Below are 12900 nucleotides of genomic sequence, written 5' to 3' on the forward strand. Positions count from 1 at the left end.
TCACCCCTGATCAGCGGCCGAGCAGGGCGAGAGGCACAACGGCGACGCCGTCTCGCCGACGATACGCATCACGTCCGGTTGTCACCACCACGCGATCCGCGAGCCGGTCGCCGATGCACGCGCGCTACTTCAGCCCGGCCATCTTGATGTTGCCGATGATCTGGCGCTGGAAGATGAGGAACAGGATGATCACCGGAGCCGCCGCCAGGACCGACCCCGCCATGAGCAGGCCGAGCTCGGAACTGCCCCGGCCGGTGCGGAATGTGGCGAGGTACTGCTGCACGACGAACCTCTCGGGACTGGTGATGGTGAGGATCGGCCAGACGTACGAATTCCAGTAGGCGAGGAACGCCGTGATTCCCATGACGACGAACGGGGGCTTGGAGAGGGGCAGGAACAGGTAGAAGAAGATCCGCAGGCGGCCGCAGCCGTCCAGCATCGCGGCTTCTTCCAGACTCGACGGGATGCTGAGATAGAACTGCCGGATGAAGAAGATCATCGCCGCCGTGGCCGCACCCGGGATGACGAGGACGGCAAGGCTGTCGAGCATGCCGAGATCCGTCACGACGATGAAGCTCGTGAGCAGGATCGTCATGCCGGGGATGAACATCGTCGTGATGACGGCGACCCACAGCGTGCGCTTGAAGCGGAAGTCGAGGCGCGCGAACGCGTATGCGGCCAGGGAGTTGACCGTGAGCGCGAGCACCGTGAACAGCACCGCCCCCAGGAACGTCCACCCCATCGTCAGGAGGAAGGTGGGATCGCCGAGGATCTGCGCGTAGTTCTCCCATTTCCACACCTCCGGGAAGAACTGGAAGGGGGTCGCCACGACCTCGTTCTTCGACTTGAAGCCGGCGATCAGCAGCCAGAGCAGCGGGAACAGCGCGACCAGCACGAACACCGCTCCGACGATCGCCTTGCCCACCGTGTAGAGCCACCACGCCGTGGTGCGCTGCGGGCGCCGACGGGCCGGCGCGACCTGCTGTGCGACGACGGCCATGTCAGTCCACCAGCCTCTCGGAGTTGACGAATCGGAAGATGAGCGCCGAGACCGTGCCGAGCACGACGAACAGCAGCAGCGCGGCGGCGATCGAGTAGCCCACGTTCACGTCGTTCGTGAAGTGGTTGAAGATGAACAGGTTCGGCAGCGTGGTCGAGTCCAGCGGTCCGCCCTGGGTCATCACCAGCGGCAGGTCGAGCTGCTGAATGGCGGCGACGAACCCGGTGACGAGCAGGTACAGGATGATGTTCTTCATCTGCGGAATCGTGATGAAGAAGGTCTTCTGCCACCAGTTGGCGCCCTCCATCGCCGCGGCCTCGTAATACTCGGTGGGGATGTCGATCATCGCGGCCACCATGATGAGCGAGGTGAGGCCCATCCCGAGCCAGATCGCGGGGATGGCGATCGCCAGCAGAGCCCACTTCGGGTCTCCGATCCAGGCGACCGGGTCGATGCCGAAGAGCCCCAGCAGCGCGTTGAGCAGGCCGCCCGAATAGTCATAGATGATGACGAAGATGATCGACGTGATGACGGTCGAGATGATCGTCGGAAGATAGATCGAGACCTTGAGGATGCTGGCGAATCGTCGCGAGACCGCGACGACCAGGCTCGAGAACGCAAACGCCAGGAGCAGCATCGGCGGGACCGTCATCGCGACGAACACGAAGCCCCGCCCGATCGCGGCCCAGAACAGCGGGTCGGTGAGCACGTTCGTGTAGTTGCGCCAGCCGACGAACTCCGGGGCCTTGTAGAAGCTCCAGTCCTGGAATGACAGGTACGCCGCGTAGATCGCCGGCCAGATCACGAAGATCCCGAGCAGGACGATCGCCGGCAGCACGAGCCAGTACGCCACCTTGCCGTCGCGGTAAAGGTACCTGCGGTGTCGGCGCCGGGCGTCGCCGGCATCGGGCACCGTCAGAACCTCGGTCTCGGTCATGGTCGGATGCATCACGGTCATGCTCTCACCCCTTCGACACGCTGTTCGGGGGCCGGTCGAGCCCGGCCCCCGAACAGTGGGCGCCTAGTTCTTCGGCGCCTTGCTGGGCAGGTCGTTCTGCTGGATGACCTTCGCGATCGCCGCGTCGGCGGTCTTGATGGCAGCGTCCGGCGAGGCCGCACCCTTCATCACCGACTCCATCGCGGTGCCGACGGCCAGGGACACATCCCACGGGTAGATCGGCTCGGGGATCGCGGTGGGCGCGATCTGGTTGACCAGGATGTCGGACCACGGCGCCTTGGCCGCCGCCTCATCTGCGGCAACCGCCTCCTGCACCGACTTGCGCACCGGGATCTTGGTGAACTGCGTGTTCACGAAGAACGGCACCACGTTCGCGGGGTCGCCCGCGATCGACCACTGCAGGAACTGACCCGCGGCATCCGCGTTCTTCGACTTCGCGTCGATGACCCACTTGAAGTTGCCCAGAGTCGTCGCGGTCCGCCCGTCGGCCTGCGGCGCGTTCGGGAACGCGCCGACCCCGGTCTTGGTGAGCAGATCCTTGTAGTCCGAGCCGATCTCAGACATCATCCACGAGCCCGAGACCTTGAACGCGACCTTCTGCTGGCCGAAGTCCTTGCCTTCCACGTAGGCGGCGAGCGCCTGCTTAGGCATGTACCCCTTGTCCCACAGCTCCTTGTACTGCGCCATCAGGTCGCGATAGCCCTGGTTGTCGATGTCGGGCTTGGTCCAGTCATCCGTGAGCGCGGTGTGCCCGGCGAAGTTGTACTGCTGCCCGACGGTCGACCACGCGAAGGTCGCGGCATCACCGGCCGGCGAGATGCAGAACTGCCCGGCCTTCAGCGTCGGCTTGATCTTCGCGCAGTCCGCCATCAGCTCGTCCCACGTGGTCGGTCCGGCGTCGGCGTCGACACCGGCCGCGGTCAGCATGTCCTTGTTCCAGAACAGCACGGCCTGCGCCTCCTGCAGCAGCGGGTAGGCGTAGAACTTTCCGTCCAGCTCGGACACCGACTGCGCCGCCGGCAGGATCTCCTGCAGCGCCGCCTTGTCGACGACCTTGTCGAGGTCGTACAGCTGGCCGGCGTTGACCGCGTCCTGGATCGGGCCGGAGTGCGTGTAGATGTCCGGCGCCTTCCCCGCAGCCTGCGCCGCCTTCATCTTCTGGTCCCACGCGTCGGCCGGCACCTCGGTGTCGACGACCTTGATCTTGCTCTGCGAGTCGTTGAACTTCTTGACGATGTCCTTGTACCAGGCGTTCTCCGGGGGCGTGAACGTGCGGTGCCAGAACGTGATGGTGGTGACACCGTTCGCATCGGCCCCGCCTCCGCCGCCGGAGCATGCAGAGAGCCCCAGACCCGCTACGACAAGGGCCGCGCCGACGGCGAGAAGCCTGCTCTTACGCTTGTGCATTCGTCCTCCTCAGGAACACGGCTCATCGATGAACCGTCGCTGTGACCGGTTGACACCGGCGGGTGGTGCCGAGCGGGTGACTCGCGTACCACTGTGAGTCGCCGTTGATCTCGTCGCTCGCCAGAGTAGACGAAATCGATTTCATCTGCAATGGGCTGATACCGGACCGTTAATCAGCGCGGTCCAGCTCAGCCGAGAACCAGAACACGTTGTACGGCCCCCACAGCGACATCGTGAAGTAGATGCGCCGGCCTCCGTCCGCCACGTAGCGCGGGTTCATGAAGGGGGCGTACAGGCCCGGGTAGTCGGATGCCGCGGCCAGCTCGATCGGCTCGCCCCACGGCCCCCACGGCGTGATCCCCTCTCGGATGTAGGCGTTGCCGGCATCCGAGTAGGTCATCAGCCACCGGTCCAGGTACGTCGACCACATCACCGAGAGCTCGCCGATCGTGCCGTCGAGCACGGTCGCGGCATCCGTCATCCGGTCACTCCACCGCGGGTCGCCGTCGGACCCGGTGCCGGCGAAGTACGTGTACGACGCCGCATCTTCGACGTCCTCCGTCGTCGCGGGCACCCGCATCAGGCGGACCGATCCGAACCGCCCTGCCGGGATGGCCCAGAGGTAGATGAAGTCGCGACCGTCGTCCGATACGGCCGCCGTCGCCACCTGGATGAAGTCCGATCCGCCCGGCCATCGCGGGGACGGAAGCGGGATCCACGTCCGCCCCTGGTCGCTGGACCGCGCCAACCCGGAGTAGTTCGCATCCCAGACTCCGGCTGCGCCCCAGTGCCGCACCGACATGTAGAAGATGTAGAGGGCTCCATCGACGGTGAAGCCGTAGGTCGGGATCTTGGTGACCTCGCCGGTGTCGTCCGGCTCGTGCTCCCCCTCGACCATCGCCGCCGCCAGACCGACGTCGTCCACCGGCGCCCACCCGTCGAACGTGATCCCGTCGGACGGGTCGTCGTCGGTGGTGTGAGCGGCGACGTTCGACCGCCAGAAGCCGCCCTGCCCGCCGTAGCTGTCCGGCTCGCGTTCGCCGAACGTGTCGCCGAAGAAGAAGAACGTCTGCTCCCCCAGATTGACCATCGAGCCCAGGTCGGTGCCGGCGACGCCGACGCTCTGCGTGTCGTTGATCGCGTCCGGGCCGGTGAGGCGGGCGACCTGCGTCACCGCGCTCACCCCGCCGAGCACGAACGGCTTGTCGGAATCGGGATCCACCCTCACGCCGTCACCTCCGGAACACGCGACGAGCACGGCCATCAGAGCCGCGGATGCCGCGACGGCGATGCGCCGCAGGCGACGGCGATCGTGCGGGCCACAGCGAGGGGCACGAGGCATGATCCTCCTTGATCAGCCGCCAGTCTAGCGAAATCGATTTCAGCTCCGCAGCTCACCCGATCGGGGCGAGAGGCGGCACCGCCACCTCGTAGGGTCGACTCATGGACCCCCTCCTCGGTGCGAATCTCATCTGGGTCCTCGCCGCCCTCGTCACCCTCGCGATCGACCTGACCGCCCTCATCGTCATCCCCAAGCGCCGCAAGCCGACGGCGGCGATGGCGTGGCTGCTGCTGATCCTGCTGCTGCCGCTGGTCGGGATCGTGCTCTTCCTGCTGATCGGCAGCTTCCGGCTGCCGAAGAAGCGACGGGAGGCGCAGGCGCGCATCGACGACGCGATCCGCGCGCGTAGCGCCGGCGAGCCGCGCGCCGACACGTCGTCGTGGCCGCGCTGGCTGCAGCGGGTGGCGGTGCAGAACGAGGCGCTCACCACGCTGCCCGCGCTGGACGGGAACGCGGCGACGCTCCTGCCGGACTATCAGGGGTCGATCGACGCGATGGCCGAAGAGATCGGGCGGGCCCGGCGCTTCGTGCACGTCGAGTTCTACATCCTCGCGTGGGACGACACCACCCGGGGATTCTTCGCGGCGCTGGAGGAGGCGGTCACCCGCGGCGTGACCGTGCGTCTGCTCGCGGACTACATCGCCTCGCGCAAGATCCCCGCCTCGAAGGAGACGTTCGCCGAATTGGACCGCATCGGCGTGCGGTGGTCGTGGATGCTGCCGGTCGAGCCGCTCCGAGGCCGCTATCAGCGGCCCGACCTGCGCAACCATCGCAAGCTCGTCGTGGTCGACGGCCAGGTGGCGTTCATGGGGTCGCAGAACCTGGTCGCCCGCCACTACAACGCGCCGAAGAACATCTCCCGCGGCCTGCAGTGGCAGGAGCTCGTCACGCGGGTGGAGGGGCCGGTGGTGGCCCAGCTCGACACCGTGTTCCTCACCGACTGGCAGATCGAGACGGGCGAGGAGCTGTGGGCCGAGCACGTGCCCACCAGCGAGATCGCGGCCGCCGGCGATGCGGCGCCGCTGAGCTGCCAGCTCGTGCCGAGCGGCCCGGGCTATGCGACCGAGAACAACCTCCGCCTGTTCCTGTCGATGATCCACGGGGCGACCGAGCGGGTCATCATCACGAGTCCCTACTTCGTGCCCGACGAGGCGATGGTCTATGCGATCACCACGGCCTGCGAACGCGGCCTCGAGGTGCAGCTGTTCGTCTCGGAGGTCGGCGACCAGGGCCTGGTCTACCACGCGCAGCGCTCGTACTACGAGACGCTGCTGGAGGCCGGCGTGCGGATCTTCCTCTACCCGGCGCCGTACATCCTGCATGCGAAGCACTTCTCGATCGACGACGACCTCGCCGTCATCGGATCCAGCAACATGGACATCCGCTCGTTCAGCCTCAACATGGAGATCTCGCTGCTGGTGCGGGGCGCCTCCTTCACCGCCGCGATACGCGCGGTCGAGCAGGACTACCGCGACGCCGGCCGCGAGCTCACGCTGGACGAATGGCGGAGGGAGCCCGGCAAGGCGACCTTCCTGGACGGCCTGGCCCGCCTCACCTCAGCGCTGAACTGAGCGGGCAGCCGCTGCGCGCACGCTCAGCGCGCGGCATCCATGAGCGGAAGGTCCAGGTCGAACGCCAGCACCACCGCGCGAGCGAGGGAGGCCTCCTGTCGGCCGGTGAGGAATCCGACCGTGCGGCCGAGTGCCGCGACCGGGATCGTCACGACGTTGTCGACGGCTGCCGCACACGCGTGATCGAGCCCATTCTCAGCGCCGAGGAGAACCTCGCTGCTCAGTCCCTTGATCGTCGACGTGATCGGCGCGACCGTCACCTTCGTCATCGTCGCCCGTGCGGCGTCGCGCGTCAGGACGACCACGGGGCGCGTCTTGTCGAGGCGCGCGAGGCAGATCTCACGCACGTCAGTCCTCGATCGCGACGTGGGTGACGGTCCAGTCCACCAGCGCGTCCAAGTCGTCGCTCGTTCCCGAGCGCGTGAGGATGTCGACGTCGTGTTCGGCGAGGATCCGGCGCATCTCGCGCTCGAGCGTGGACGTCACGAGAGCCGCGCGGCTCGGCGCCCGGCCATCGGCGACCTGCTGGTCGAGGAACTCCACCACCGCTTCCGGAAGCCGCACGGCGATCTGGGTCGACATGCCCTCATCATACCCTCGTGCATCCCACATCGGGATGCACCCGCGCCTCACCGCTCGATCACTCAGTGCTCGTTGCCGCGCCGGTAGTTGCCGGTGACGCGCTGCAGCGCCGCCTGATCGGATGCCTCGTCCCGTCCGAGTCGCGCGATCAGCCGCGCCGCGCCCGCACCGCGGACGGTGGTGACCAGACGTCCCGCGCGGGAGATCAGCACGTCACCGGCCTTGGTCACCCGGTACGCGAACGGCTCGTATTCCGACCGAGTCATCCCTGGTCGTCGGCATCCGTCCCCGGCGGCAGCGCCTGGCGCGGGGTCCACAGCACGATGTCGGTGGCGCGGCGCACGCGCCGACCGTGGCGCAGCGTGACCACCGCGCCGGTCGAACCGGCCGCGAACACCCGGGCGCCCGGCCTGTTCTCCACCTCGACGCGGACGCGCTCCTCGAGCATCTGCACCCGCACGTGCAGGTCGCGCACGTGCTCCTCGAGCTCCAGGATGCGCACGATCGCCGGCAGACTCATGCCATCCGCCGACATCCGCGCGACCTCGCGCAGCTGCCGGATGTGCCGCAGCGAATACCGGCGCGACCCGCCCTGGGTGCGTGCGGGGACCACGAGCCCCATCCGGTCGTACTGGCGCAGCGTCTGGGGATGCATCCCGGACAGTTCGGCGGCGGCGGCGATCGCGAAGATCGGCGCCTCGTCGTCGGGCCGCTGATCGTGCATCGGAATCCACCTCCTTGCTGACTAACTTAGGCGCTCTCTCTGCCCCGGGCGTTTCGTCTCGCTTCGCTCGCTCAACGACCTGTCAGTCTCCACGCTTCGCTCGCTCAACGCGCGGTCTGCGCCTTGGCCATCAGGTCGGCGCGCGGGTTCTCCTTCGGCTCCAGATCGGCGAATCGCTGCAGCGCCTCGCGGGCGTTGTCGTCCAGGTGCGACGGCACCGCCACCTGCACCTCGGCGAGCAGGTCGCCGGTGCCCTTCTTGGTCTCCACCCCGCGGCCCTTCACGCGCAGCACGCGCCCGGACGGCGTGCCCGGCGCGACCCGCAGCCGCACCGGGTCGCCGCCGAGGGTGGGCACCTCGATGGTCGCGCCCAGCGCCGCCTCGGTGAAGGTCACCGGGACGGTCACGCGCAGGTTCAGCCCGTCACGGGTGAAGATCGGATGCTGTCGCACGGTCACCGTCACGACGATGTCGCCGTACTCCCCGCCGTCGGGCGAGGGGCGTCCGCGGCCGCGCAGCCGCACCTTCTGTCCGTTCGAGACGCCGGCCGGGATCTTCACCTTGAACGGCTTGCCGTCCTCGCCGGCGAGCGTGATGGTCTCGCCCTTGACCGCGGTCACGAAGTCCAGCGTGGTGTGGGCCGTGACATCCGCCCCCCGATGCGGACCGCCGTAGCCGCGGTAGCCGCCGGTGGGCTCGCCGAATCCGCCGGGCTGGTTGAACATCGAGAAGATGTCCTCGAAGTTGCCCGACGAGGTCTGGAACCGGGTGCCGCCGCCGCGCCCCTGGCCGAACATGCTGAACACGTCCTCGAAGCCGCCGGCGTCCTGGCCGCCCGCGGTGAAGCGGGCGCCCGAGCCCATCGCCCGGATCTGGTCGTACTCGGTGCGCTGCTCCTTGTCGGAGAGCACCGAGTACGCCTCGCTGATCTCCTTGAACTTCGCCTCGGCGGCGGCGTCTCCCGGATTCGAATCCGGGTGGTACTTGCGCGCGAGCTTGCGATAGGTCTTCTTCAGCTCGGCATCGTCGACGTCCTTGGACACCCCGAGCGTGGCATAGAAGTCCTTGTCGAACCAGTCCTGACTGGCCATGGATGCTCCTCCCCGGCCCTAGTCGGCCGGAACGGCGACCACGACCTTGGCCGGACGCAGCTCCACCGATCCCAGGCGGTAGCCGACCTCGACGACCTCGAGGATCGTCGGCTCGGTCGTACCGGGGGTCGGCTGCTGGAACACCGCCTCGTGATGCTGCGGATCGAACGGCTCGCCAGCCTCAGCGTAGGCGACCACGCCCATCCGCTCGACGATGCCGCGAACCTTCTCCGCGATCAGCGCGAACGCGGATCCCTCGTCGAGGTCGCCGTGCTTCTGCGCGCGATCGAGATCGTCCAGCACGGGCAGGAGCGCCTTGGCGGCCTCGCCCTTGGCCCGGTCGATCTCGACCTGCCGCTGCTCCTCCGTGCGCCGGCGGTAGTTCGCGTACTCCGCCTGCAGCCGCTTGAGGTCGTTCAGCAGCGTCGATTCGAGGTCGGCCAGCTTGGCGTCCTCCGCCGCGGCATCCGGATTCTGCATCGCCCCGAGGATGTCGTCGACGGTCAGCTCGTCGTCCGCATCCGGTGCGGTCTCGTCCTGCGACTCGGGGCCGGAGGCCTGTGCCTCCGACCCCTCGCCGTTCCCCACGCCTTCTCCACGCGGCGCTGACGCGCCGCGCGGAGCCTCCGGGCGTGTGGGCCCAGGACGGACCTCGTCGTCATCGAAGTCCTTGTCGGTCATGTCCCCTACTTCTTCTCGTCCTCGTCGTCCACGACCTCGGCGTCGACCACGTCCTCCTCGGGGTTCGGCACATCGCCGTTGCCCGGGTCGGCGACGTTGGGGTCGCCCTGTGCGCCTTCGGCCTGCGCCGCCTGGTAGATCGCCTCGCCCAGCTTCTGCTGGCTCTGGTTCAGCGTGTCGTACGCCGTCTTCACGGCGTCGTCGTCCTCGCCGGCCAGCGCGGTCTTCAGCGCGTCGACGTCGGCCTGCACGCTGTCCTTGACGTCGGTCGGCAGCTTGTCCTCGTTGTCCTTGATCAGCTTCTCGATCGAGTACGACAGGGTCTCGGCCTGGTTGCGGGTCTCGGCGGACTCGCGGCGCTTCTTGTCCTCGGCGGCGTGCTCCTCGGCCTCGCGCACCATGCGCTCGATGTCGTCCTTGGGCAGGCTGGACCCGCCGGTGATCGTCATCGACTGCTCCTTGCCGGTGCCCTTGTCCTTCGCGGACACGTGCACGATGCCGTTCGCGTCGATGTCGAAGGTGACCTCGACCTGCGGCACGCCGCGCGGGGCCGGCGCGATGCCGGTCAGCTCGAACGTGCCCAGCGGCTTGTTGTCGCGGGTGAACTCGCGCTCGCCCTGGAAGACCTGGATCGCCACCGACGGCTGGTTGTCGTCGGCGGTGGTGAAGGTCTCGCTGCGCTTGGTCGGGATGGCCGTGTTGCGCTCGATGAGCTTGGTCATGATGCCGCCCTTGGTCTCGATGCCCAGCGACAGCGGGGTCACGTCGATCAGCAGCACATCCTTGCGCTCGCCCTTCAGGACGCCCGCCTGCAGGGCGGCGCCCACGGCGACGACCTCGTCCGGGTTGACGCCCTTGTTCGGCTCGGAGCCGGCCTCGCGCTTGACGAGTTCGCTCACGGCGGGCATGCGGGTCGATCCGCCCACCAGCACGACGTGGTCGATGTCGGCGACCTTGATGCCGGCCTCGCGGATGACGTCGTCGAACGGCTTCTTCGTGCGGTCCAGCAGGTCCTTGGTGAGGTCCTCGAACTTGGCGCGGGTCAGGGTCTCCTGCAGGTTCGCCGGGCCGGACTCGGTCAGCGACAGGTACGGCAGCGAGATGCTGGTCGACGTCGAGCTGGACAGCTCCTTCTTGGCCTGCTCGGCGGCCTCCTTCAGACGCTGCAGCGCGATCTTGTCACCCGAGACATCCACGCCGGTGGTGTCCTTGAACTGCTTGATCAGCCAGTCCACGACGCGCTGGTCCCAGTCGTCGCCGCCGAGGCGGTTGTCACCGGCGGTGGCGCGCACCTGGATGGTGGAGAAGTCGTCGTCCTTGCCCACCTCGAGCAGGGACACGTCGAACGTGCCGCCGCCGAGGTCGAACACCAGGATGAGCTCGTCCTCCTTGCCCTTGTCCAAGCCGTAGGCCAGGGCCGCCGCGGTGGGCTCGTTGATGATGCGCAGCACGTTCAGGCCCGCGATCTCGCCGGCCTCCTTCGTGGCCTGGCGCTCGGCGTCGTTGAAGTACGCGGGCACGGTGATGACGGCATCCGTCACGGTGTCGCCGAGGTACTGCTCGGCATCGCGCTTGAGCTTCTGCAGGATGCGCGCCGAGATCTCCTGCGGCGTGAACTGCTTGCCGTCGATGGCCTGGGTCTTCCAGTCGGTGCCCATGTGCCGCTTGACGGAGGTGATGGTGCGGTCGACGTTCGTCACGGCCTGGCGCTTGGCGGTCTCGCCGACCAGCACCTCGCCGTCCTTCGTGAACGCGACCACCGAGGGAGTCGTACGGAAGCCCTCGGCGTTGGCGATGACCTTCGGCTCGCCGCCCTCGAGGACGGAGACGACGGAGTTCGTCGTTCCGAGGTCGATACCCACTGCACGTGCCATGTGTTCTCTTCCTTTCGTGGGCGAGACGGATGCCTCGGCCCGGCTGTCTGATGAAGTCACGGAGCGACGGAACTGACGTTGAGTCGCGATGACTCAAGTGTACGTCGCCGATGCCGCGCTGTCAAAGAAGTTGATATGGACGGACTCAAGTTTGCACTTCGGTGTGCGGGTGCCGTGCCGCGGCGTCCTGGGCGGGTCGTGGCATCCACCCCGGTTGTCCCGTAGCGTGAGCTTCGTGACCGGCACCGATGCCCCCGACCCGCGCTTCTCCACCGCTGCGATGGCGACCACCCCCGACGCGGCTCCGGTACCCCGCCGGCAGGTGTGGTCCTGGGCGATGTGGGACTGGGCGACGCAGCCGTTCAACTCCGTCGTCCTCACGTTCGTCTTCGTGTCGCTGTTCCTCGTCTCCGACAGCTTCCTGCCCGCCGACGTCGCCGCGCTGGATCCTTCCGACCCGATCAAGGAGAAGGCGCTGGCCGACCTCAGCAGCGGCTACGGGTTCGTGGCGTTCTGGGCCGGCATCGCCATCCTGCTGCTGGCACCGGTGCTCGGGCAGAGCGCCGACCGCGCCGGACGCAAAAAGCGCTGGCTGCTGATCGCGACGGTGCTCCTGGCGCTCACCCAGTTCACGCTGTTCTTCGTTCAGGCCGACCCGGCCTACTTCTGGTTCGGGGCCATCACCGTGGCGGTCGGCTCGGTGTTCTCCGAGATCGCCGGCGTGAACTACAACGCCCTCCTGGTGACGGTCTCCACGCCCAAGACGATCGGCAAGGTCAGCGGCCTGGGCTGGGGCATGGGCTACATCGGCGGCATCCTGGCCCTCGGCATCGTCGTCGTGCTGAACGCCGTGCACTGGTTCGGCATGGACACCTCCAACGGCCTGGCCTACCGGCTGATCGCGGTCGGCTGCGCGGTGTGGACGATCGTGTTCGCCATCCCGCTGTTCGTGAACGTGCCCGAGACCCCGCCGAGCCTCGGTGCGCCGCGGGTCGGGTTCTTCCGCAGCTACGTCGAACTCGTCAAGGACATCGCCGCGCTGTACCGCGACCACCGGTCGACGTTCTGGTTCCTGCTGGCCAGCGCCGTGTACCGCGACGGCCTGGCGGGCGTGTTCGCGTTCGGCGGCGTGCTGGCCGCGGTCGTCTACGGGTTCTCGGCGAACGAAGTGATCCTGTTCGGCATCGCCGCCAACGTCGTCGCGGGCATCGCCACCATCTTCGCCGGACGACTGGACGACCGCTACGGCGCTCGCTCGGTGATCATCACCTCGCTGAGCATCCTGGTGGCGATGGCGCTCGTCGTCTTCCTCATGCACGACGCCGGCAAGCTGCCGTTCTGGATCGGCGGACTCGTGCTGTCGGCTTGCGTCGGGCCCGCGCAGGCGGCGACCCGCTCCCTGCTGGCGCGGGTGACCCCGGACGGCATGCAGGGAGAGATCTTCGGCCTGTACGCCACCACCGGGCGGGTCGCCAGCTTCCTCGCCCCGGGACTGTGGGCGCTGTTCATCGCCTGGTTCGGCGCCACCTACTGGGGCATCCTGGGCATCGTGCTGGTGCTGCTTGCCGGCCTGATCCTGCTGCTGTTCGTCCGGCTGCCCAAGCACGTGCGCCTCTGACCCGTCCCCGCGCCCGCTCCATCCGCACTCGCCCTCCCGCTCGCCCCGGCGC

General features: G+C 67.9%; 13 protein-coding genes. 2 read left to right on the forward strand and 11 right to left on the reverse strand.

Annotation, left to right across the window (positions count from 1 at the left end; translation table 11 throughout):
- Positions 1-124: 124 nt before the first annotated feature.
- The 4 genes from AC0L6F_RS09540 to AC0L6F_RS09555 all read right to left on the reverse strand — a co-directional run bounded on the left by AC0L6F_RS09540 (position 125) and on the right by AC0L6F_RS09555 (position 4707).
- A complete protein-coding gene (locus AC0L6F_RS09540; protein ID WP_274636325.1) occupies positions 125-1000 on the reverse strand; it encodes a carbohydrate ABC transporter permease in 876 nt (291 codons plus the stop codon).
- 1 nt (position 1001) lies between these two features.
- On the reverse strand, positions 1002-1958 hold the full coding sequence (locus tag AC0L6F_RS09545) for a carbohydrate ABC transporter permease (RefSeq protein ID WP_274636326.1): 957 nt from the start codon (positions 1956-1958) through the stop codon (positions 1002-1004).
- Positions 1959-2021: 63 nt separating this feature from the next.
- On the reverse strand, positions 2022-3365 hold the full coding sequence (locus AC0L6F_RS09550) for an ABC transporter substrate-binding protein (RefSeq protein WP_259612957.1): 1344 nt from the start codon (positions 3363-3365) through the stop codon (positions 2022-2024).
- Between the two features lie 169 nt (positions 3366-3534).
- The gene (locus tag AC0L6F_RS09555; protein WP_473537694.1) at positions 3535-4707 is read right to left on the reverse strand and encodes a DUF4185 domain-containing protein; all 1173 of its coding nucleotides are present in this window, start codon (positions 4705-4707) and stop codon (positions 3535-3537) included.
- Positions 4708-4808: 101 nt separating this feature from the next.
- Here AC0L6F_RS09555 and cls point away from each other — a divergent pair, with 101 nt between their 5' ends.
- A complete protein-coding gene (gene cls, locus AC0L6F_RS09560) occupies positions 4809-6278 on the forward strand; it encodes a cardiolipin synthase (protein ID WP_473537695.1) in 1470 nt (489 codons plus the stop codon).
- A gap of 23 nt (positions 6279-6301) precedes the next feature.
- On the opposite strand, the gene AC0L6F_RS09565 is transcribed toward cls, so the two are convergent.
- The 7 genes from AC0L6F_RS09565 to dnaK form a co-directional block, all read right to left on the reverse strand.
- Positions 6302-6625 (reverse strand): type II toxin-antitoxin system PemK/MazF family toxin, encoded by a 324-nt coding sequence (locus AC0L6F_RS09565; RefSeq protein WP_274636329.1) that lies wholly within the window; start codon positions 6623-6625, stop codon positions 6302-6304.
- A 1-nt stretch (position 6626) separates the two neighbouring features.
- The gene (locus AC0L6F_RS09570; protein WP_473537696.1) at positions 6627-6860 is read right to left on the reverse strand and encodes a hypothetical protein; all 234 of its coding nucleotides are present in this window, start codon (positions 6858-6860) and stop codon (positions 6627-6629) included.
- A 62-nt stretch (positions 6861-6922) separates the two neighbouring features.
- Positions 6923-7126, reverse strand: a complete 204-nt coding sequence (locus AC0L6F_RS09575) for a hypothetical protein (RefSeq protein ID WP_259612961.1) — start codon at positions 7124-7126, stop codon at positions 6923-6925.
- The gene (locus AC0L6F_RS09580; RefSeq protein ID WP_473537697.1) at positions 7123-7584 is read right to left on the reverse strand and encodes a heat shock protein transcriptional repressor HspR; all 462 of its coding nucleotides are present in this window, start codon (positions 7582-7584) and stop codon (positions 7123-7125) included. Before AC0L6F_RS09580 ends, AC0L6F_RS09575 begins: the two co-directional genes overlap by 4 nt.
- A 104-nt stretch (positions 7585-7688) precedes the next feature.
- The gene (locus tag AC0L6F_RS09585; protein ID WP_473537698.1) at positions 7689-8675 is read right to left on the reverse strand and encodes a DnaJ C-terminal domain-containing protein; all 987 of its coding nucleotides are present in this window, start codon (positions 8673-8675) and stop codon (positions 7689-7691) included.
- 18 nt (positions 8676-8693) lie between these two features.
- Positions 8694-9356, reverse strand: a complete 663-nt coding sequence (locus AC0L6F_RS09590; protein WP_473537699.1) for a nucleotide exchange factor GrpE — start codon at positions 9354-9356, stop codon at positions 8694-8696.
- Between the two features lie 5 nt (positions 9357-9361).
- On the reverse strand, positions 9362-11230 hold the full coding sequence (gene dnaK, locus AC0L6F_RS09595) for a molecular chaperone DnaK (protein WP_473537700.1): 1869 nt from the start codon (positions 11228-11230) through the stop codon (positions 9362-9364).
- A 280-nt stretch (positions 11231-11510) separates the two neighbouring features.
- On the opposite strand from dnaK, the gene AC0L6F_RS09600 reads away from it, so the two are divergent.
- Positions 11511-12848, forward strand: coding sequence for an MFS transporter (locus tag AC0L6F_RS09600; protein WP_473539987.1), 1338 nt, complete (start codon positions 11511-11513; stop codon positions 12846-12848).
- The last annotated feature ends 52 nt before the right edge of the window (positions 12849-12900 follow it).

This window comes from Microbacterium sp. G2-16M (genome assembly GCF_055809115.1).

Coding starts and splice junctions, on each gene's coding strand:
- AC0L6F_RS09540 (WP_274636325.1), bottom strand. CDS start 1,000: ATGGCCGTCGTCGCACAGCAGGTCGCGCCGGCCCGTCGGCGCCCGCAG.
- AC0L6F_RS09545 (WP_274636326.1), bottom strand. CDS start 1,958: ATGACCGTGATGCATCCGACCATGACCGAGACCGAGGTTCTGACGGTG.
- AC0L6F_RS09550 (WP_259612957.1), bottom strand. CDS start 3,365: ATGCACAAGCGTAAGAGCAGGCTTCTCGCCGTCGGCGCGGCCCTTGTC.
- AC0L6F_RS09555 (WP_473537694.1), bottom strand. CDS start 4,707: ATGCCTCGTGCCCCTCGCTGTGGCCCGCACGATCGCCGTCGCCTGCGG.
- cls (WP_473537695.1), top strand. CDS start 4,809: ATGGACCCCCTCCTCGGTGCGAATCTCATCTGGGTCCTCGCCGCCCTC.
- AC0L6F_RS09570 (WP_473537696.1), bottom strand. CDS start 6,860: ATGTCGACCCAGATCGCCGTGCGGCTTCCGGAAGCGGTGGTGGAGTTC.
- AC0L6F_RS09575 (WP_259612961.1), bottom strand. CDS start 7,126: ATGACTCGGTCGGAATACGAGCCGTTCGCGTACCGGGTGACCAAGGCC.
- AC0L6F_RS09580 (WP_473537697.1), bottom strand. CDS start 7,584: ATGCACGATCAGCGGCCCGACGACGAGGCGCCGATCTTCGCGATCGCC.
- AC0L6F_RS09585 (WP_473537698.1), bottom strand. CDS start 8,675: ATGGCCAGTCAGGACTGGTTCGACAAGGACTTCTATGCCACGCTCGGG.
- AC0L6F_RS09590 (WP_473537699.1), bottom strand. CDS start 9,356: ATGACCGACAAGGACTTCGATGACGACGAGGTCCGTCCTGGGCCCACA.
- dnaK (WP_473537700.1), bottom strand. CDS start 11,230: ATGGCACGTGCAGTGGGTATCGACCTCGGAACGACGAACTCCGTCGTC.
- AC0L6F_RS09600 (WP_473539987.1), top strand. CDS start 11,511: ATGGCGACCACCCCCGACGCGGCTCCGGTACCCCGCCGGCAGGTGTGG.